The following is a 19,947-nucleotide window of genomic DNA, read 5'->3' on the forward strand; positions in this document are numbered from 1 at the left end:
CGGTCGGGGACGGCAAGCACCGCGCGGCGCTCGGCACGAACGGGGGGCCCGAGCCCGGACGGTCCGGGGGATCGGGGAATCGGGGTTATCCGGGTACCGGAGCTACAACGGGCCGGACGCGGTGGGCATTCCTCGGCGTGGGGAGGCCGTTGGCGGTCAACATATGAAGCGCAGATCACGCATGTCTTGACGTGCTTTCTGCTTCATGTGAGCGTGGGTACGGCCCAGGGTCCGGTACTCCGGGCTTCAGGGTGGGGCCTCCCACAGGGATGAGGTAAGGGCATGAATCGTCCCGAAACGCCCGATGCGCACTCGGACGCAGCTGAGCTGTCCACCGGTGGATCCGGCGAGCTGCGGAAGCAGCCGGTCAACCCCCGCGCAGCGGTCGCCGAGCTACACGTCGGTAACCGGCGGTTTGCCGCCGGAACCCCGGACCGCCCGCACCAGGATGTCGGCCGCCGGATCGCGCTGGCGGAGGGCCAGCAGCCCTTCGCGGTGATCCTCGGTTGTTCCGACTCGCGGGTCGCGGTTGAGCTCGTCTTCGACCGCGGTCTGGGTGACCTGTTCGTGGTACGCACGGCTGGGCACTCAGTCGGGCCGGAGGTGCTCGGCAGCGTCGAGTACGCGGTGACCGCGCTGGGCGCCCCGCTGGTGGTGGTGCTCGGGCACGACTCCTGTGGCGCGGTGCAGGCGGCCCGGTCAGCTGAGGCCACCGGCGTACCGGTCTCCGGGCACCTCCGTGCGGTGGTGGAGGCGGTGCTGCCGAGCGTCCGTCGGGCCGAGGCCGCCGGGGTAGCCGACCTCAACCAGATCGTGGACCACCATGTCGAGCGGACCGTTGCCGTGCTGCTGGACCGCTCCGCGGCGGTCGCTGCCGCGGTGGCGGCTGGCACCTGCGCGGTGGTGGGGATGTCGTACCAGCTCACCACCGGCGCGGTGCGGACCGTGACGGAGGTCGGGCTCGCGGCGTCGAGCGCACCCCCGGCGGGCGGCGCCCGGGCGGAGCCGCCCGCTCCCGCCTGAGCCGCGTCGGCGGCGACTGGCGCGTTGGGGCGGTGCCGCGAGAACGACAACGGGCCGGTCCGCCAAGAAGCGACCACGGGTCGGTTCCCAAGAAACGACAACGGGCCGGTGCCGCGCAGAACGCGGCGCCGGCCCCAGATCGTCGGCGGCCTACAGCAACGACACGTGGACGTGGTCGGTGTGGTTCGACGGGCCGCTGTACGACTTCCAGCCGGTGGTCGGGAACCAGATCTGCCGGTTCCAGATCACGTAGTAGATGCCGAGTTTGTCGGCGTTACGGACCAGGAACGCAGTCAGGTTGTTGCCGTAGATGCGCATGTCGTTGTTGTGCCAGGGGCTGAACCCGCTGTTTTGGAGCGACCAGTCACAGGCCCGGCCCTTGGGGTGCTCGTACGGCCCACCCGAGCGGTAGCATCCGACGAATCGGTCAAAGCCAGCTCGCTTGACCTCGTTGTACATGTGCAGCGTCCGTGCGGTGATACAGCCGCTGGTGGTCGGATCATTCTCGGTGCAGCCGAGCGACTGCCAGCTGCCGTCCGAGTTGCGTCCCGGCGCGACTCGGGCGACCGGCGATTCGGCATCAACCAGGCCGCCGGTGAGCCCGGTGCCGCCGACGAGGCGGAGCGCCTTCTCCGCTTCGAGCTTCCCGCGTTCGAGGTCGCTCTCCAGCTTCTGTTGTTTGCGTACCTCTTCGTCGATCCCCACCTTCGCCTGCTCGGCGCGGGTCTTGATCGTGTTGACCGCCTTGATTCGCTGGTCGTTGACGCGGTTCAGCTCATCCAGCGCGGTGGCCCGGGCGATGAAGGAGTCGGGGTTGTCTGCTTCCAGTAACGTCGATATCGCCCCGACCTGTCCCGTCCGGTACGACTGGGTAGCGATCTCCGCCACCTGAGGGGCGAGCTCGTCCAGCTCGGCCTGCGCCTTCTTGATCTCCTTCTCCAGGGCGGCCTGGCGTTTCTCGGAGTCCGCCAACTGCGCCTTTGCCTTCACGTACTCACGGTTGCGGACCTCGATGAGATCACCGAGGAGCTCCGGCTCCTCGTCGTGCCCCGAGGGCTGCGGGGGAGAGGTGGGGGTGGCGGACACCGGGATCGGCCCGGCGAGCACGGCCAGCGCGGTGAGCACGGCCGCCACAGGCGTCAACCAGCGGCGTGGGGGTGCCGTCACAATGATCCCTTCCGTTGACCGCCGGCTGGGCGAGCTGACGGGTTGGGGCGGTAGGTGCTCCCTGGTGGGGCAGCCGCACTCCAGCTGCCCGCTTCCCCGGCTCGCCTCGCGGCGATTGGGCGGTGGTCCCGCAGGTGCTGATACGCGCCTTTGGCGGTGACCGGCAGCGAGGTTACCTGACGCTCATCCGGTCGAGCTACGCCCCAAACTCGACTAATCGCACGAAATCGTCGACACGTTGGGTGATTAGAGCCCTGTTGGCTCGGCCCGTGGGTCCCGTTCGTTACGACGCGTATCTCTACCATGGGCCTTCCGTGTTGTGGTCCCCGCCGGTCCGTCGGTCGCCAGCCGAGGCGACCGGGCCGGAGCGGGAGGTGCTGAGCGCCTCCAGCACCTCGACGCGAGCGGTGCGCGGTCGTGGTGCCGGCGCTGACGCGGTGCTCCCGCCCGACTCGCCACCAGCGGTGCGACCGGCGGTGGTCACGATGGCGGCGAGCCCGGTGGTGAGGGGGACCGCGGCGATCAACCCCAGCGTGGCCACGGCACTGCGGACGATCTCCTGGGCGAGGAATTCGCTGGTCAGGATCTGGCTCACCGGCCGTGAGTCGGCGGTCAGCAGGAGAAGCACCGGCAGCGAGGCTCCGGCGTACGCCAGCACGATGGTGTTCACCGTGGAGGCGATGTGAGCCCGACCAACCCGGGTGGCGGAGCGGTAGAGCTGGCGGCGGGACAACCCCGGGTTGGCGTTCGCCAACTCGGTCACCGTGGCGGCCTGGGTCACGGTGACATCGTCCAGTACCCCGAGCGAGCCGATGATGATTCCGGCCAGCAGCAGACCGTGCAGGTCGACGTTGGTCTGGAAGATCGACAGCGTGATCGCCTCCTCGCTGCCGTACCCGGTCAGCCGGGTGGCGGCGGTGGCGAGTGAGCCGAGGAGACCGGTGAGGATCAGGCTGCCCAGGGTGCCGAGAACCGCCACCGAGGTCTGCGCGGTCACGCCGTGGGTGAGGTACAGGACCACAAACATGATCAGGGCGGCGCCGACCACCGCGACCAGTAGCGGCGACTGGCCGGCGCTGATCCCCGGCAGGACGAACGTCAGGAGGACGGCGAAGCTCGCCGCGAGGCCGGCGAGCGCGGCGAGTCCGCGCCAGCGGCCGAACGCCACGATCGCGGCGGCGAAGAGCGCCACCAGCCACAGCAGGGGCTTGCCCCGCTGGTGCTCCGCGATGGTGTAGATGCTCGTGGTCGGGTCGGTGGGGTCGGTCAGCTCGACCAGGATGATCTCGTCGTCGACGGCGACGTCGGGGGCACCCGGTCCGGCGGGTATCGGCGTGCTGACCTCACGTCCGACATCCGGCCCCTGCTCGACGCGGACGGACACCTCGCCGCAGGGGCCGGCGTCGGCGGCCTGCCCGGGATCGGTGGACTCCGGGGTGGGGGGACAGGGCTCGGTGACCACCTTCGTCACGGTGCCGTGGTAGCGGGGTGGCTCGGTGCCCGCCTCGGCCGTACGGGTGTCGCGCGGCCAGAGGGCCACCGCGGTGACCAGGGTGGCGAGGAGTAGGGGGACCACCGTCGCGACGAGAATCCGTCGCACCCGGGGTGGGGTGGCCGGAACGGCTCGGGTGTGGTCGGCGCCCATTTGTTCTCCCAACGACTACCGGGCGAGTAACGGGACGGGCGGTCAGCCGCGTTTCATCAGTCGGCCGACGGCAGCCATCATCTCAGTTGCCATCTCGTCGGCTCGTCCCTCGGCCGCCCCCTCGCGCAGGCAGTGTCGGGCGTGTCCGTCGAGCAGCCCGAGCGCCACCTTGTCCAGCGCGGCCTGGATCGCGGAGATCTGGGTGAGGACGTCGATGCAGTATCGATCCTCCTCGACCATCTTCTCGATCCCCCGGACCTGCCCCTCGACCCGGCGCAGCCGGGTGAGTAGCTGGTCCTTGCTGGCGGTGTAGCCGCGGACCGGGGCGGGGTCGGGTCTGGTCATGTGGATCAGAATACCGTACCCCTCCGGGGTATGTTACTGTCGCTGGCAGTTACCCCTGGGGGGTATAGCCCCAGGGATTGGCCTGGCGGAAGGGGAGGTTTCCATGGTCACCACCACATACCAGGTGCAGGGCATGACCTGCGGGCACTGTGTAGCCGCGGTCAGCGCCGAGGTGGGTGAGCTGCCGGGGGTGGAGCAGGTCCAGGTTGACCTGGCGGCTGGCCGGCTGACCGTCACCAGCCAGCACCCGATCGAGGTCGAGACCGTACGCGCCGCGGTCGACGAGGCCGGCTACGACCTCGTCGACGCCTGACCCGCGTCGAGACCGAGGCCCGCATGAACATGGCGACGAAGCTCACCGCCTTCCTGCTCGGTCTCGCGGTGGTGTTCGGCGCGGCGTACGGGGTCGGTCAGGTGACCGGCCCCGGCACCCCAGCCGTCGAGACCCACCACGACGACCCCGGGCCCGCCAACCCGGAGCGTGACGCCCCCGAGCACGAAGCCCCCGAGCATGACGATCCCGGCACCGGGTCCCACCCCCCGGAGCACGGGCCCGACCGGTAGGGAGTGCGATGACCACCACGAGCAGCCCGAAACCGCGGGCCGCCGACCAGATTGAGCTGTCGATCGGCGGGATGACCTGCGCCTCCTGCGCCGCCCGCATCGAGAAGAAACTGAACCGGATGCCCGGTGTCACCGCCACGGTGAACTACGCCACCGAGAAGGCCCGGGTGGCGTACGTCGACGGGGTGACCCCGGACGACCTGATCGCCACGGTCGAGAAGACCGGCTACACCGCCGTCGTGCCGCCGCCACCGGCAGCCGCGGCGGCGCCCGCCGCCGAACCGGCCGACGAGCTGCGTGGGCTCGCCACCCGGCTCGGGGTCTCGGCCGCGCTCACCGTGCCGGTGATCCTGCTGGCGATGGTGCCGCCCTGGCAGTTCACCTACTGGCAGTGGCTGTCGTTGACGCTGGCCGCCCCGGTGGTGGTCTGGGGTGGTCTGCCGTTTCACCGGGCCGCCTGGGTCAACCTCCGGCACGCCGCGGCGACCATGGACACGTTGGTGTCGCTGGGCACCCTCGCCGCGTTCGGTTGGTCGCTCTGGGCGCTCTTCCTCGGCACGGCTGGCGTTCCCGGCATGACCCACCCGTTCAGCTTCGCCATCGTCTCCGGCGGCGGCGCGGGCCACATCTACCTGGAGGCGGCGGCCGGCGTCACCACCTTCATCCTCGCCGGTCGGTACTTCGAGGCGCGCGCGAAGCGCACCGCCGGTGCCGCCCTGCGCACCCTGCTGGAGCTGGGTGCGAAGGACGTGGCGGTGCTGCGCGGTGACGTGGAGACCCGTATCCCGATCGACCAGCTGGTGGTGGGGGACCGGTTCGTGGTGCGCCCCGGTGAGAAGGTCGCCACCGACGGGATGGTGGTGGCGGGGAGCTCGGCGGTCGATGCCAGCATGCTCACCGGTGAATCCGTACCGGTCGAGGTCAAGGCCGGTGACGCCGTGATCGGCGCCACCGTCAACGCCGGTGGACGGCTGGTGGTGAAGGCCACCCGGGTCGGCAGCGACACGCAGCTCGCCCAGCTGGCCCGACTGGTGGAGGCCGCGCAGTCCGGCAAGGCGGCCGTGCAGCGGCTCGCCGACCGGATCTCCGGGGTCTTCGTTCCCGTCGTGATCGTCCTCGCCGCCGCCACCCTGGGTTGGTGGCTGGGCAGTGGCGCCGGCCCGACCGCCGCCTTCACCGCCACGGTAGCTGTTTTGATCATCGCTTGCCCCTGTGCCCTGGGCCTGGCTACCCCCACCGCGCTGTTGGTCGGCACCGGCCGGGGCGCGCAGCTCGGCATCCTGATCAAGGGGCCGGAGGTGCTGGAGTCCACCCGGACGGTGGACACGGTCGTGCTGGACAAGACCGGGACCGTCACCTCCGGCCGGATGGCCCTGGTGGACGTGGTCACGGCCAGTGGTGTGGAACGGGCCGAGCTGCTCCGGCTCGCCGGCGCCCTGGAGGCCGCCTCGGAGCACCCGATCGCCCAGGCGGTCGCGGCGGGCGCGGCCGAGGCGGGGCCCCTGCCGCCGGTAGCTGACTTTGCCAACCTCGAAGGGCTGGGCGTCGAGGGCGTGGTGGCGGGCCACCGCGTGCTGGTCGGCCGGCTTCGACTGCTGCGGGAGCGGGGACTGGACGTACCGGAGGAACTGGTGACGGCCGGGGCCACGGCGCAGGCCGCCGGTGCGACGGTGGTGCTGGTGGCCTGGGACGGGCGGGCCCGCGGGCTGCTCGCGGTCGCCGACATGGTCCGGCCGACCAGCGCGCTCGCGCTCCGACAACTGCGGGAGCTGGGCCTGAACCCGGTGTTGCTCACCGGCGACAACGAGACCGTCGCCCGGGCGGTCGCGGCGGAGGTCGGGATCGACGAGGTGATAGCGGAGGTGCTGCCCGCCGAGAAGGTGGCGGTGGTCCAGCGGCTCCAGCGGGAGGGCCGGGTGGTGGCGATGGTCGGTGACGGGGTCAACGACGCCGCGGCGCTGGCCCAGGCCGACCTCGGGTTGGCGATGGGCACCGGTACGGATGTGGCGATCGAGGCGTCCGACCTGACCCTGGTGCGGGGTGACCTGACCGCCGCGGCCGACGCCATCCGGTTGTCCCGACGGACCCTCGCGATCATCAAGGGCAACCTGTTCTGGGCGTTCGCCTACAACGTGGCGGCGCTTCCCCTGGCCGCGGCCGGTCTGCTCAACCCGATGATTGCCGGGGCCGCGATGGCCTTCTCCTCAGTCTTCGTGGTCGCCAACAGTCTCCGGCTGCGGGGTTTCCGCCCACTGCCCCAACTCCCGGCGGGGCTCAGCTCCGGCCACCCCCGCCCTTCCGGCCACCCCCGGTAACGAGGAGCATGCCAAGCCCGCCCGGCCAGCGCGTTTTGCGGCGCGGTCGGGCGGGTACGCGTTCTGCCGGGACCGCTGTGTCGCTGAGGCTGTTGTCGCCGGGCCCGCCCCGCCGTGCGGCGGAACGTGTCCCATCGTCGAGTCCACTCGTTGCCAGGAAAACGCCGTCCGGGCGGCGCTGACATCAGCTGGGGGATGTCGCGGGGCACGAAACGGGGGTGAGTCGAGGTGTCGAGGTGCGTGGTGATCGCGCGGCGGGCCGCCGCGGTGGCGGCGCTGGTCGTGCTGGTACTGAGCGGTCACGGCGAGCAGCGCGACGCCGGCAGCCCAGCCACGCCACCCCCGCCCGTCACGACGAGCCGCTGACCCGTACCGCTCCGCTCCCCGGCGTCGGCGACGATCCGGCGGCCCTGGCGCCGGTCAGGTGGCCAGGATGACGGTCATCGCCGCGTAGCTGGTCAGCAGCAGGATGCCCTCGAAGCCGAGCCGCCCCCAGCCGTACGCCTGCCGCACCAGCAGGCCGCCGAGCAGGATCGCGGTCATGAACAGCGCGCTGGTGGTCACGAAGAGTTGGGCGTCGCCGGCAGCGTGGTAGATCGAGCCGCCTCGGTAGGCCACGTCGCCGACCACCAGGTTGAGGGCGTCCAGACTGTTGCCGCCGAGGACGGCGGCGATGGCCAGGGTCGGGGCGCCCCGGCGGACCGCCGCCACGGCGGTAACCGTCTCCGGGAGGGCGTTCACCGCGCCCATCAGGATCGCCCCGACGAAGCCCGCGCTCAAGCCGGTGCCCAGCACCAGGCTCTCGGCGGCCCGGGCGATCGCCCAGCCTCCCATCGCGACCAGCAGACCCACCGCCACGAAGCGCACCCAGAGCCGGCTGGAGCTGGTCCGGTCGAGGCTGCCGTGCTCCTGGCTGATATCCGGCAGGGTCTCGGCGGTGGCGACGGCTCGCCACAGCGGACTGGCTCCGGAGCGGCGGACCAGATGCAGGCCGCCGAGGTAGGCGGCGACCATGGCGAGGGAGGCGGGGTGCAGACCGGCCACGGTGACGTCCGGTGTGTAGCGGCCGAGCAGGACCAGCGAGAGCAGCACGATGAGCAGGACCCCGAAGAGCACGTTCGACAGCGACGCCGAGGCGTGCTCCAGGTTGGCCCGGCGGTGGAAGGCGTCCGCCACGGCGACCGCGGTGGTCTGGGCGGCGATCCCGCCGACCGCGTTGCTGTAACCGAGCTGCGGCTGCTCCGCCGCCGCGGTGACGGCGGTCATCACGATGCCGGACAACGAGGTTGCCAGCCCGATGAAGACCGCGCCGAAGAACGCCTCACCCCAGCCGGTTCGGTCGGCGAGCGTGTCGCCGAGGGCGACCAGGCGGATGCTGCCCAGCACCGTGAGGGCCCCCGCCACGCCGAAGACGGCGATGCTCGGCCCGGTTGGCCACGGCAGGCTGGTCAGTACGTCCGGCACCGGCCGGGGATTCCCCGATCCACCCGATCGAATCCCGCGGCGACGGATATCCGGTATCGCACCCCATGGCGGGGCTGGCCGGAGCGGGTTGGTGCGTTTCGCCGCTGCCGGAACAGCCCAATGCCTATGGTTCTTACGTCATTTGCCGTAAGGAGGCAACTATGAGTATATTCCATGGAACTGTCGGTTTCTATCGACAGTTCCGGCCGGACATACCGACGGCGGTGGCCGATGTCTTGGACGCCGCGGTCCCCGCCGGTTCGCCACGACGGCTGCTCGACATCGGCACCGGCACCGGCCTCGTGGTGGAGGCGCTGCGGGACCGGTTCGACGACATCATCGGCATCGACCCGGACGCCGAGATGCTCACCGCGGCCGAGAACGCACTCCGCCCGCGGCTACCCGCCGATGCCCAGCTGCGCCTCCAGGAGAGCACCGCGGAGGAGTTCACCCCACCAGCCGGGTGGCAGGCCGACCTGGTGACCATCTGCCGAACGTTCCACTGGCTCGATCAGGCGCGGATCCTGAACCAACTGGATGCACAGGTCAGCCGGGACGGTGCCGTCGCGATCTTCGCCGACAAGAGCTTCTGGGTCGCCGACAACGAGTGGGAACTGGCGGTCCGGGCGGTCATCCAGGAATTTCTCGGCGATCAACGTCGGGCGGGTGCTGGCACGTTCCATGGGCAGCGCCGTCCAGACCTTCAGGCCCTACGCGACTCGCCGTTCAATCGGGTCGAGGAGTCCGTCGTGCCGGTGCACCGGACCTGGACGGCCAACAGCATCCTCGGCTACCTGCACTCCACCACGTTCGCCGAACCGGAACTCTTCGGCGACCGGCTCCATGAGTTCGACAACGCGGTCCGTGATGTCCTGGGCCGGTACAGCGACACCGACACCTTTGTCGAGAAGAACGAGTTCCTCATCCATCTCGGCCGGCGGCCGAGCGTGAGTCGGTAAGCCGGACCAGGTGCCCTCGGCCTTCTGGGGTGGCTGCGCGCGGTTCACTGAATCAACACCTGGGGCCCCTCGCCGCCGCGGCGGCGAACGACGCGAAGCTGACCAGGGCCGAGACGGCGCTGGCGCAGGCGCTCGTCGGTGAGGTGGGCAAGGACGGCGGCCGGGTCCGCTGCCCGAGTCAACGACCGGCCAATGATGACGTGGGTCGCGCCCGCCCGGACCGCCGCCACCGGGTGGGCCGGCCGGGCGTGTTCGGTCGTGACCGCACCTCGCTCATGCCGGCGACTCCGGTAGCTCTCCCCGCGCCGCCGTCGAAGCCCGGACCAGGTAGACGACGTCCGGTGCGCCCGAGTCGGTCGGCGTCTCCAGCAGCTCCAGGTCACCGAAGCGTTCCCGGAGCCGCTGCTCGAAGGCGTCGTCCCGGCTGGCGCTCCAGATCGCCAGGACACCCCCCGGTCGGAGCCGGCCGGCCACCAGTTCCAGCCCGCGCTGGGCGTACAACTCGGCGTTGGCCTCGAAGACCAGCCAGTTCGGGCCGTTGTCGGTGTCCAGGCAGATGGCGTCGTACTGGTCGTTGGTGTTGGCCAGCCAGGCGAGGATGTCCGCCTCGATGATCCGTACCCGGGGGTCGGTCTGCGCTACGCCGGTGAGGTGGCGCAGGTGGTGGGCGTGCCAGCCGATCACGGTGGCCTCGATCTCGACCACGTCAACGGCGGCCAGCCGCGCGTGCTCGATCGCGCGCAGCAGCGAGAACCCGACGCCGAGCCCGCCGATGAGCAGCCGGGGCGCCGATGCCGTGCACCTGCTCATCGCCGCGTCAACCAGCAGCCGCTCGGACCGGCCGTCTGCGGTGTCCATCAGGAAGACGCCGTTGCTGATGACCTCGTAGCGGCCGTTCGCCTCGCGGAGCACCAGCTCACCCCGGCTGGTCGTCGCCCGGTCCAGGGTGATTGGTGGCTGCCGGAAATCGTTCACGATAAGTACCCCCGCGGGACGTGAAAGACGGGACGGGCCAGGCGGGCCAACGCGTCGCATCACTATAGGCGCCGGTCAGCGAACCGTCCCGGGGAGTTCTGCGTCCTAACCTTTCATGGTGGACGCAGACGATGGGGAGCTGTTGCGCCTCGTCGGTACGGGGGACCGCGGGGCGTTCGAGCTGCTGTACGCGCGGAACGCACCTTGGCTGCTGCTCCGGCTCCGGCGACGGTGCCGAGACCCGGAGCTGGCGCGAGAACTGCTGCAGGAGACGTTCCTGACGGTGTGGCGGGCCGCGGCCAGCTACCGGGGGGACGGGACCGCGGTGGGCTGGCTGTGGTCGATCGCCAGCGGCAGGCTGATCGATGCCCGACGGCGGGCCTCGGTTCGTCCACAGCTGGTGCACTTGCCGGGGGAAGACACCCGCATGTGGTCGCCGTCGGCCGAGGACGAGGCCCTGACCGACGCGTACGACGCCGGGTTGGAGCGGGCGCTGCACCAGCTCCCGCCGGAGTTGTCGGCGGTGCTGCGGGCAACGGTGCTGGATGGCCGGACCGTTCGGGAGACGGCGACGTTGCTGGGGGTGCCGGAAGGCACCGTGAAGTCCCGGGCGATGCGTGCCCGGCAGCAGCTACGGGCGGCCCTGTCATGACCGGGGAGCACGTGAGTGCGCAGGTGCTGGCGGCGTACGCCGAGGAGCAGCTGACCGACGGGGACGCCGAGTCGGTGGAGGCGCATCTCGACAGCTGCGACGCCTGCCGGGCGAGCCTTCCGCCGAGCGAGGCGGTGCAGCGGGTGGTCGCGAGCGTCGCGCTGGCGCTGGACGGTCTGTTGTCGACGCCGGGGCGGCTACGACCCGGGACCGGGTGGCGCCGGGTGCGGGTGTTGGTGGGTGCAGCGCCGGCGGTACGGGCCGCGTGGCTGCTCTCCGTGCTCGTCACCGGGCTGCTCATCCTGGGGTTGGCGGTCAGCCCGCGGTCGCTGCCACCGTGGGTGCTGCTGCTGATCGCCCCGGCGCTGCCGGTGGTCGGTACGGCCCTGTCGTACGGGCCGCGCACCGACCCGCTGCACGAGGTGGTGGCCGGAACACCGCAGGGGGGCCTGCGAATCGTGCTGTGGCGCACGCTGGCGGTGCTCACCGTGGCCACGCCGGTCGCGGTGCTGGCCGCGGTGGTGACCGGTATCAGCACTCCCCTGATGTGGACGCTGCCGGGCGCCGCGTTGACCGCCGGCACGCTGGCGCTCGGCTCGCTGATCGAGCCGACGTACGCCGCGGCGGTGGTGGCGGGGGTGTGGGCGGTGGTGGTGCTGGCACCGTCGGTTGGTGGGTTGGCCGTCGTGGCCGCGAGTGCCCCGGTGTGGCTGGCCGTCACCGGGGTGGCCGTTGTCGTGCTGTACGCGCGCCGGGACCGAGTGGGGAGACAGGCGGGATGACGACAGTTAGCGTGGCGGGTCTGCGGGTCAGCTACGGCAACCGGGCCGTCCTCGACGACCTGGCCATCGAGCTGGGCGTGGGCGTGCATGGGCTGCTCGGCCCGAACGGTGCCGGCAAGACGACCCTGATGCGGGTGCTGGCCACGGTGCTGCGCCCGGATCGGGGGGAGGTCCGGCTGCTGGGGCACCGCACTGACGACCGGGTGGGGCTGCGCCAGGCCCGTCGCCGGTTGGGCTACCTACCCCAGGCGTTTGGTTTCTACCCGCGCTTCACCGTCCGGGAGTTCGTCGAGTACTTCGCCTGGCTGCGGGAGATGCCGGCGGCGCGGATACCGCTCGCGGTGGACCGGGCCATCGAGCGGGTCGGCCTGCGCGACCGGGCGGATGACCGGATGAAGCACCTCTCCGGCGGAATGCTGCGGCGCGCCGGCATCGCCCAGGCCATCGTGAACGCCCCTCGGGTGCTGCTCTTGGATGAGCCGACGGCCGGGCTGGACCCGGAGCAGCGGGTGGAGTTCCGGACGCTGCTGCGGGAGTTGGGCCGCGACGCCGTGGTGCTGGTCAGCACGCACCTGGTCGAGGATGTCGCGGCGGCGTGCGCCCGGGTCAGCCTGGTCGACGATGGGCGGCTGGTCTTCGCCGGCCACCCGGAGGGGCTGATCGCGGCCGGCGGGGACGGCGACAGCGGTGACTCCCCGATCGAGCGGGGCTACACGGCGGTGTTGCGCGGCGCGCGGCAGGTGTCGCGGTGAGGCGTGCGCTGTGGGTGGAGCTACGCCGTGGCACCGCCCCCTACGCGGCGCTGGCGATGTTCGGGGCCGGGGTGTGGGTGCTGGCGGCCCACCCGGACGACTGGGGTGGCCGCTGGGTCGGCCTCGCCGACTACCTGCGGGTGTCACTGCTGGTCCTCTGCCCCCTCATGGTCTGCGCCGGGGCGTGGCAAGCCGGCCGGGAACGGCGACGCGACATCGGCGAGCTGATCGCCGCCACCCCACGCCCGGGGTGGCATTCGCTGGTGGCGGCCTGGCTCGCCGTGACCCTGGCCGGGGTAGCCGGGACAGCGGTCGCCTTCGGCGGGGCGGCGGTGCTGGTCGCGCGGGTCGCGACCTACGCCGGTGGGGACTGGTGGCAGCGGGCGGCCGTCGGGGTCCTCGCCCTGGCCGCTGCCAGCGCGGGTGGTGTCCTCGTCGGCCGGCGGGTTCCGCTGCGGGTGGCGGCGCCGATCGCCGGCCTGGCCACCTACCTGGGCCTGGCAATCCTGACCTACTGGAACGCGGCCCCCGCGCGGCTCTCCCCGGCCTACGACGGCAGGCGGATGTACTCGCTGGTGCCGGAGTGGGTCATCGAGTGGCAGGCCACGTGGCTGGTGGCACTGACCGTCCTGCTGCTCGCCGTCGCCGTACGTCGGTGGCGCGTGGCGCTGCTGGCCGGTGGGGTCGCCGTCGCCGCCGCGGTCCCGATCAGCACCGGGCCGAGCTGGAATCGCGCGCCGGCCGATCCGGCCGCGGTGGAGCTGGTCTGCACGAGCAGCGGCCCAGAGGTCTGTCTGACCCGGGTCAACGCCTTTCTGCTCGGAGAGGTCGCGGCGGTGGCGCAGCCGATCCTGGCCCGGCTCGACGGGATACCCGGAGCGCCCCGGCGGGCGGTTGATCATACCGTCCGGCCGGCCGGTGCTTCCGTCGCGGAGGATGCCGACACGGTCTGGCTCTACCTGGACTTCCAGGCCACCGCACTCGGCGGCCTGGCCAACGCCGAGGATCTGCGTACGGCCTTTCGCCAGGAAACTGGGTGGGGGTGTGCGTACCGGTTACAAGGTGACGAATTCGATCAGCGGATTCACCAGGCCGACAACATGGCCACCGACTGGCTGCTCGATGGGTCGGGGTTCTGGGCAGAGGGGGCGTCGGCCGGGCTCCGCGAGTTGCCGCCGTCAGCGCAGCGCGCCTGGTTCGCCGACTACCTCGACGCCGTCGGTCGCTGCGACGTCCCGGCCCTGGTCCGCCTGGCGGAGCAGCCGTGACCGGCCGGCTGCTCCGGCTGCATCTGCGTGCCCGGGGGGCGTCGGCCTTCGTGGCTGGGGCCAGCGCGATCGCGCTGCTGGCGTGGGCCGGCGGAACCTGGCTCGCCGCTCAGCCCCACCTCGGTGGGCCCGCCGCCCGCCTCCCCGTGGTCGTGCTCGCCCCGCTGCTGGCCGCGGTGTTGCTCGGGCCGACCCTGGCCGGAGCCGACGAGGAACTCGAACGCGGCACTCCGCTGCGCTGGCCGGCCTGGCGGGTTGGACATGTTCTCCTCGCCGTGCTCGCCGTGGCAACGGCGCTCGCCCTGACGGGGCTGCGCGCCCCTGAGACGTTCGGCGCCCAGGCGCTGGCCCGGAACACGCTTGGCTGGATCGGTCTGGTCGCCGGCGCCACGGCGCTGCTGGGCGCGCGGCTGGCCTGGCTGCCGGCCTTCGGCTACGGGTGCGTGGTCTACCTCGCCGCGCCCCGGGACGCCGGCGTGTTCGTGGCGCTGTGGGCCTGGCCGGTTCAGCCCGCCACCGCTGCCGCCTCGTGGTTGGCCGCCGGCGGAGTGCTCGCGCTCGGCCTCGCCGGCTACGCGTACCGTGGTTCTGCCGTCGGTCACCGCCTCCCGTCCCGGCCGGTTACTATCTGAAGTGGACTGATCACAAATGTTCACAAGGTACACATTGGCCGGTACGGTGTCCTGATTGCGTCGCTTTGGGATGCTCCTGCGGCAGGTCCGTTGGAGCTCCCGGTGGTAGAAAGACGGAGGACGGATCGTGACGGTTCCGCAGGAGGCTGGCGTACCAGTCGCCCGCATGACGTTCGAGGAGTTTCAGGCGCTCGGCCCCGGCGGCCTCTTCAGGGCCGACGTGCCGACGGTGATCTCACTGCCGGAGAGCGTGCGCGGGCTCGGGCGCGAGGGGGTGGCGGCCCGGCTGGCCGACATGACCGTCACCCTCTTCACCGAACCGGGCGACAAGCACCATCCCGGGCGCTGGGAGACCCGGGACATCACCCTGCGGGACTTCTTCGCCGACGAGCGCCACCTGACCGAGTCCGACACCTGGCACCGGGTGGTGTCGAACATCCGGAACAGCCCGGCCGACGTCAACGCCGTGATCGGCTTCGACGCCGAGGGATTCTTCGGCTACGGCAGCTCGTTGTACGCGGCCAACCTCTGGATCAGCCACCGCGGTGTCTTCACCAAGAACCACTTCGACGAGTTCGAGAACTTCAACATCGCGCTGGAGGGCCGCAAGCGGTTCATCATCGCGCCGCCCGGGTCCCGCGACTACTACCCCCGGTCGGTGCTGCGCGGCTTCGGGGACAAGTCCCACGTGTTCGACCTCGACAACGTCGACCTGGGGCGCTATCCGAGAGTGGCGCCGAAGCTCGCCCAGCGCCGCGACTTCGTCCTCGAACCCGGCCACATGCTCTACCTGCCGCTCGGCTGGTGGCACCAGGCCGAATCCCTCGATCCCCTCAACATCAATGTCAACTTCTGGTTGAAGTCGAAGAAGATTCTGCGCCGGCCACATGTGCTGGGCGTCGCCCTCTACACGTACGCCTACCGGCGATTCAAGGGCGTCTACAGCTACCAGCCCACCGAGGTGAACTCGTGAGCGACCGCAAGACCATCACCCCCACGCACCGCTACCGCAACAACGACAAACTCATCGGCATCGGCAACACCTTCTGGAACATGTCCGAGGCGAACGGGGTGGCCGGCATCGTCGGTGACCTCGCCGACGGGGTGTTCACCATGGCCGACGGCCACCAGTTCGTGAACTTCACCGTATGCTCCTATCTGGACCTGGACACCCACCCGAAGGTCATCGACGGCGCGGTCGCGGCGCTACGCCGGTTCAACGTGCTGGACCACTGCATTCCGCGCACCCGGGTGCAGACGCCGGTGCTGCTGGAGTTGGAGGAGTCCCTCGGCGAACTCTTCGGCGCGATGGTGATCAGCGCGGTCTCCACCGCGGCGGCGAGCACCGGCCTGCTGCCGCTGATCGCCTCCGGTCACCTCGGCAACGGCACCCGGCCGCTGATGGTCTTTGACAAGAACGCCCACGTGTCGCTGGCCAACGCCAAGCCGAGCTGCGCCGACGAGTCCGAGGTGGTCACCTGTAAGCACCACGACCTCGACTACCTCGAAGACATGTGCCGCACCTACGAGCGGGTCTGCTACGTCGTCGACGGCGCCGACAGCCTCGGCGGCTACGCCCCGGTCAAGGAACTCGCCGACCTGCAGGACAAGTACAACATGCTGGTCTTCTACGACGATTCGCACTCGCTGTCGGCGTACGGGCAGCGGGGCATCGGCTACGTACGGACCCACGCGCCCCTCCTCGACCAGCGCACCATCACCGTCGCCACGCTGAGCAAGGGCTTCGGTGCGGGTGGTACGGCGGTCCTGCTCGACGGCTACCCGCACGAGACGCGTCGGCTCGTCGAACGATTCGCCGGCCCGCTGGGCTACTCGCAGAAGATGAACGCCGCCGCCGTCGGCGCCGCGCTCGCCTCCGCGGAGATTCACCGCACCGAGGAGCTAGACCAACTCCAGGGGCGGCTCCGCGCCAACATCGCGTTGTTCGACTCGCTGCTCGACACCGAGCAGTCCGGCGAGTCGTACCCGATCCGGTTGGTGCCGATGAGCGACGACACGGTCGTTGCCGCCGCCCAGCAGGTCTTCGCCGCCGGCTTCTACACCTCGCCGGTGTTCTTCCCGATCGTTGCCCGGGGCACCGCCGGCCTGCGGGTGATGCTGCGCGCCGGTCAGACCGAGGAGCAGATCCGGCGGCTCTGCGCGGTCCTGGCGCAGGCCGGGGCGCGCCCCGCCGCCCCGCTCGACGGACCGGTCGTCCGGTGAGCGCCGCCGTACGCGCCCTCCCGCGCAGCATCCTCTACACCCCGGCGCTGTCCCTGGACCGGGTCGTGAACGCCTGGTCGTACGACGCGGACGTGCACCTGATCGACCTGGAGGACTCCGTCCCGCCGGCGGAGAAGCCGGCCGCGCGGATGATCTGCCGGGACGCGTTGGACAAGGCCCCCCGGCCGGCCAACGTCGCCGTTCGCATCAACGAGCTGGGCAGCGTCGAGGCAGTGCACGACCTGCTGCTGCTCGCGGAGAGCTCGGTGCGGCCCGGAATCGTGGTGATGACCATGGTTACCTCCGCGGCCGAGGTCACCCTGCTACGACGGATCCTGGCCTCGGCCGGCGCCCAGCCGGAGATCTACGTGACGGTGGAGACCGTCGAGGCGGTCACCGAGATCGACGCGATCGCCGAGGCAGCCGACGGGCTCGTGCTGGGCTCGGCCGACCTGGCCGCCACGCTCAACGTGGAGATCACCTGGGCGGCGATGCTCGCCGCCCGGCAGGCGATGGCGATGGCCTGCGCGCGGCACGGCACGGCCTGCGTCGACACCGCCAACTTCCGGCTCTCCGAGCCGGCCGTGCTGGCGGAGGAGACGGTGCGGGTGCGGGCCCTCGGTTTCCACGGCAAGGCGACGGTGCACCCCAGCGAACTGGCCACCATCAACCAGGCCCTGCGCCCGCAGGACAACGACCTGCGGCTGGCCCGCCGGGTGGTCTCGGCGGTCGGCAGCGCCAACGGTGGCATCGCCGTGCTGGACGGCAGCATGGTGGGCCCACCGTTCGCCCGGATGGCCCACGCCACCGTGGCGCGTCAGGACGCCTGGGAAGCCCGATTCGGCGGTGCCAGGTGACAGCGACGGTGATGGTCACCGCCGCCGACATGGCCGGCGCACGCCGGATGACCCAGGTGATCGACGTACTCGGCGAGATGTTCGTGGACCTGGCCACCGGCCGGACCCGCTCCCCGGCCCGTACGGTGCTGGAGCACGGCGAACAGCGGGTGCTGTTGGTCAGTCCGGCGGTCTGGGAACGGCGTGGGGTCGGCAGTGTCAAGGTCACCACCCTGACCCCGGACAACCCCGGGCGTGGGCTGCCGCTGATCCACGGGATCGTCGCCCTCACCGACCTGGAGACCGGACGGATCACCGCGCTGCTGGACGGCGCCGAGCTGACCGCCGTACGGACCGGGGCGGTGGCGGCCCTGGCCACCCGTTTCTGCACCGCGGCCACCGCCGACGACCTCGCCGTCATCGGCGCCGGGGTACAGGCCCGCGCCCTCATCCGGGCGGTGGCTGCGGTACGTCCGATCAAGACCCTGCGGATCTTCTCGCGAACCCGGGCCGGTGCGGAGAGGCTCGCCGAGGAGGTGCGGGCGACGACGTCGATCCGGGTGACGGTCTGCGACAGCGCGAAGACCGCCGTCGCGGACGCGCCGATCATCTGCACGGCCACCTCCACCAGCGACAGCACGCCGGTGGTGGCGGCGGACTGGGTGGCGCGCGGGGCGCACCTGAACGTGGTCGGCGGTACCCACCCGGACGCGATCGAGGTGGACCCGGCTCTGCTGGGAGACGCGGTGATCGTGGTCGAGGACCAGGCCGCCGCGGTGGACGGCGCCGGCGAGGTTCGGGCCGCCCTCGCCGCTGGCCTGCTCGCCGCCGATGACCTGCGCGAGCTGGGACGCCTCGTCGACGGCGAGGTCGAGTTCGGGGGCCGAAACTCGGTGCTGCGTACCGTGGGTATGGCCATCGAGGACACCGCCGCGGCGGTGGCGCTCCACGATGCGGTGGCGCCGTGCGACGCGGTGGGGGAGTCTGATGCGCGGGGTTGAACCGGTCGCCGCGACGGGACACCCGTGGTTCGGCGATCACCGGCTGGCGCCGGCCGCGCCGGCGGAGACGCTCCGGCACCGGCTGCGCCGCGTGCTGCAGGACACCGGCTGGCCGTATCAGCCAGTGTTGCCGGCCGCACCGATGACCATCCCCCGGGCCTCGTACGCGGAGCTGTTCCGGGTGGCCGGTGTCCTGGTGGGGCTGCTGCGCCGGACCGCCCTGGAGACCGCGCCCACCGTTCGGGAGCGGCTGGCGGTCTACCAGATGCCGGCCAGCGAGGACCAGCTCTGGCTGCGTGACCCCCTTCTCGAAGAGCGGTACGCGGACTGGGTGGCCCGGCCGGACGCGGTGATCGGCCCGGATGGGCTGCGATTTGTGGAGTTCAACGTCAGTGGCGCGCTCGGCGGTGCGGTGGAGACGCAGCGCCGCCTGGACGTGTGGGGTGGGCTCTACGCCGACGCCGACGGCCGCCTGCCGTACCACTCGCCGGACCCGTTCGCCGTGCGTGCCGAGATGTTCCGCGCGCTCAGCGCGGAGCTGGGGGTGGCGCCCCGGGTGGCCATCGTCGGAAGCGCCCAGGTCACGGGAGTCGACAGCTACTACTTCGAGGTTGAGGCCGAGTATCACCGCAGCCGGGGGCTGCCCACCCGGTTCTTCGAGCCGAAGGAGCTGCACGAGGCGTGGGACTGCCCGCCGGAGCTGCGCTATCCGATCGGGCTGCGCAACTTCACCATCCCGGACTGGAATGACGCCGGCGTCCCCACGGTCGAGGTGCAGGAGGCCCTGGACCACGGCACCCTGCTGGTGGGTACCCAGACCGCCACCTTCCTGCACAGCAAGCTGACCATGGGCCTGCTCTCGGAGGGGCGGCCCTGGATGACCGCGACCGAGCGGTCTCTGGTCAACCGGTACCTGCCCTGGACCCGGGTGCTCTCCGAGCGACGGACCGAACGCGCGGGCGAGCAGGTTGACCTGCTGCCGTACGTGTTGCGCAACCGCGAGCGGCTGGTGCTCAAGGAGGCGCTGGGGGACTGCGGCAAGCAGGTGGTGATCGGACCAGAGGTGGATGCCGTGGAGTGGGAGGCCGCGGTGGCGGCCGGGGCCGACGGCACCAGCATCGTGCAGGAGTTCGTCCCGCCCCAGACCTGCCGGGTGGCGTTACTGGCAGACGGCGCCGACGAACCCCACGACGCCGAGGTCGCCCCGGTGCTGGGGCCGCTGCTGTTCGGCGGTCGGCCGGCGGGGCTGTGGTGCCGCTACCGCACCGATGGCGCGGCCGGAATCGTCAACGCCCGGGGATCTGCCACCGGTGCGGACAACGCCATGGTGGCGCTCTGACCATC

General features: G+C 71.3%; 21 protein-coding genes. 16 read left to right on the forward strand and 5 right to left on the reverse strand.

The annotated features are described in order from the left end of the window. The first annotated feature begins 282 nt into the window (after positions 1-282). Positions 283-1,023 carry a carbonic anhydrase gene (locus tag B118_RS0116275; RefSeq protein WP_028193031.1) on the forward strand — a complete coding sequence of 247 codons (741 nt, stop codon included), beginning with the start codon at positions 283-285 and terminating at the stop codon, positions 1,021-1,023. Positions 1,024-1,173: 150 nt separating this feature from the next. Here the strand turns inward: B118_RS0116275 and B118_RS0116280 are convergent, their stop codons facing one another. The 3 genes from B118_RS0116280 to B118_RS0116290 all read right to left on the reverse strand — a co-directional run bounded on the left by B118_RS0116280 (position 1,174) and on the right by B118_RS0116290 (position 4,180). Next, on the reverse strand, positions 1,174-2,190 hold the full coding sequence (locus tag B118_RS0116280) for a coiled-coil domain-containing protein (RefSeq protein WP_026185481.1): 1,017 nt from the start codon (positions 2,188-2,190) through the stop codon (positions 1,174-1,176). A gap of 298 nt (positions 2,191-2,488) precedes the next feature. Then, entirely contained in the window at positions 2,489-3,835 is a 1,347-nt protein-coding gene (locus B118_RS0116285) for a YibE/F family protein (protein WP_018221431.1), read from the reverse strand. Between the two features lie 42 nt (positions 3,836-3,877). Beyond that, complete coding sequence (locus B118_RS0116290) at positions 3,878-4,180, reverse strand: metal-sensitive transcriptional regulator (protein WP_018218277.1); 303 nt, start codon at positions 4,178-4,180, stop codon at positions 3,878-3,880. 103 nt (positions 4,181-4,283) lie between these two features. On the opposite strand from B118_RS0116290, the gene B118_RS0116295 reads away from it, so the two are divergent. From B118_RS0116295 to B118_RS33470, 4 genes are all read left to right on the forward strand, one after another. After that, entirely contained in the window at positions 4,284-4,493 is a 210-nt protein-coding gene (locus tag B118_RS0116295; RefSeq protein WP_018818845.1) for a heavy-metal-associated domain-containing protein, read from the forward strand. 23 nt (positions 4,494-4,516) lie between these two features. Then, the gene (locus B118_RS0116300; RefSeq protein WP_028193032.1) at positions 4,517-4,744 is read left to right on the forward strand and encodes a hypothetical protein; all 228 of its coding nucleotides are present in this window, start codon (positions 4,517-4,519) and stop codon (positions 4,742-4,744) included. Between the two features lie 8 nt (positions 4,745-4,752). After that, complete coding sequence (locus tag B118_RS0116305; protein ID WP_018811802.1) at positions 4,753-7,059, forward strand: heavy metal translocating P-type ATPase; 2,307 nt, start codon at positions 4,753-4,755, stop codon at positions 7,057-7,059. Between the two features lie 243 nt (positions 7,060-7,302). Further along, a complete protein-coding gene (locus B118_RS33470) occupies positions 7,303-7,425 on the forward strand; it encodes a hypothetical protein (RefSeq protein WP_272945099.1) in 123 nt (40 codons plus the stop codon). A gap of 54 nt (positions 7,426-7,479) precedes the next feature. Here B118_RS33470 and B118_RS0116315 read toward each other — a convergent pair whose 3' ends face one another. Beyond that, on the reverse strand, positions 7,480-8,523 hold the full coding sequence (locus tag B118_RS0116315) for a sodium:calcium antiporter (RefSeq protein WP_018811803.1): 1,044 nt from the start codon (positions 8,521-8,523) through the stop codon (positions 7,480-7,482). Positions 8,524-8,684: 161 nt separating this feature from the next. Between B118_RS0116315 and B118_RS0116320 the strand changes: the two genes are divergently transcribed. Continuing rightward, a complete protein-coding gene (locus tag B118_RS0116320; RefSeq protein WP_018221425.1) occupies positions 8,685-9,482 on the forward strand; it encodes a class I SAM-dependent methyltransferase in 798 nt (265 codons plus the stop codon). Positions 9,483-9,755: 273 nt separating this feature from the next. Here the strand turns inward: B118_RS0116320 and B118_RS0116330 are convergent, their stop codons facing one another. After that, complete coding sequence (locus tag B118_RS0116330; RefSeq protein ID WP_028193033.1) at positions 9,756-10,457, reverse strand: spermine/spermidine synthase domain-containing protein; 702 nt, start codon at positions 10,455-10,457, stop codon at positions 9,756-9,758. Between the two features lie 115 nt (positions 10,458-10,572). Between B118_RS0116330 and B118_RS0116335 the strand changes: the two genes are divergently transcribed. The 10 genes from B118_RS0116335 to B118_RS0116380 all read left to right on the forward strand — a co-directional run bounded on the left by B118_RS0116335 (position 10,573) and on the right by B118_RS0116380 (position 19,942). Beyond that, entirely contained in the window at positions 10,573-11,109 is a 537-nt protein-coding gene (locus tag B118_RS0116335; protein WP_018221422.1) for an RNA polymerase sigma factor, read from the forward strand. Further along, positions 11,106-11,891, forward strand: a complete 786-nt coding sequence (locus B118_RS0116340) for a zf-HC2 domain-containing protein (RefSeq protein WP_018811807.1) — start codon at positions 11,106-11,108, stop codon at positions 11,889-11,891. The genes B118_RS0116335 and B118_RS0116340 overlap by 4 nt, the downstream gene beginning before the upstream one ends. After that, positions 11,888-12,643 carry an ABC transporter ATP-binding protein gene (locus tag B118_RS0116345; protein ID WP_028193034.1) on the forward strand — a complete coding sequence of 252 codons (756 nt, stop codon included), beginning with the start codon at positions 11,888-11,890 and terminating at the stop codon, positions 12,641-12,643. Before B118_RS0116340 ends, B118_RS0116345 begins: the two co-directional genes overlap by 4 nt. After that, positions 12,640-13,911 (forward strand): hypothetical protein, encoded by a 1,272-nt coding sequence (locus B118_RS0116350; RefSeq protein ID WP_028193035.1) that lies wholly within the window; start codon positions 12,640-12,642, stop codon positions 13,909-13,911. The genes B118_RS0116345 and B118_RS0116350 overlap by 4 nt, the downstream gene beginning before the upstream one ends. Further along, the gene (locus B118_RS0116355; RefSeq protein WP_028193036.1) at positions 13,908-14,543 is read left to right on the forward strand and encodes a hypothetical protein; all 636 of its coding nucleotides are present in this window, start codon (positions 13,908-13,910) and stop codon (positions 14,541-14,543) included. The genes B118_RS0116350 and B118_RS0116355 overlap by 4 nt, the downstream gene beginning before the upstream one ends. A 166-nt stretch (positions 14,544-14,709) precedes the next feature. Next, positions 14,710-15,516 carry a cupin-like domain-containing protein gene (locus B118_RS0116360; protein ID WP_018811810.1) on the forward strand — a complete coding sequence of 269 codons (807 nt, stop codon included), beginning with the start codon at positions 14,710-14,712 and terminating at the stop codon, positions 15,514-15,516. After that, positions 15,513-16,766, forward strand: coding sequence for an 8-amino-7-oxononanoate synthase family protein (locus B118_RS0116365; protein ID WP_018811811.1), 1,254 nt, complete (start codon positions 15,513-15,515; stop codon positions 16,764-16,766). Before B118_RS0116360 ends, B118_RS0116365 begins: the two co-directional genes overlap by 4 nt. After that, positions 16,763-17,623, forward strand: a complete 861-nt coding sequence (locus tag B118_RS0116370; RefSeq protein ID WP_018221415.1) for an HpcH/HpaI aldolase/citrate lyase family protein — start codon at positions 16,763-16,765, stop codon at positions 17,621-17,623. The genes B118_RS0116365 and B118_RS0116370 overlap by 4 nt, the downstream gene beginning before the upstream one ends. Next, entirely contained in the window at positions 17,620-18,603 is a 984-nt protein-coding gene (locus tag B118_RS0116375) for an ornithine cyclodeaminase family protein (protein ID WP_018221414.1), read from the forward strand. Before B118_RS0116370 ends, B118_RS0116375 begins: the two co-directional genes overlap by 4 nt. Then, entirely contained in the window at positions 18,590-19,942 is a 1,353-nt protein-coding gene (locus B118_RS0116380; RefSeq protein ID WP_018811814.1) for a hypothetical protein, read from the forward strand. The genes B118_RS0116375 and B118_RS0116380 overlap by 14 nt, the downstream gene beginning before the upstream one ends. Positions 19,943-19,947: the final 5 nt, after the last annotated feature.

This window comes from Salinispora pacifica CNR114 (assembly GCF_000514775.1).
Classification (GTDB): domain Bacteria; phylum Actinomycetota; class Actinomycetes; order Mycobacteriales; family Micromonosporaceae; genus Micromonospora; species Micromonospora pacifica.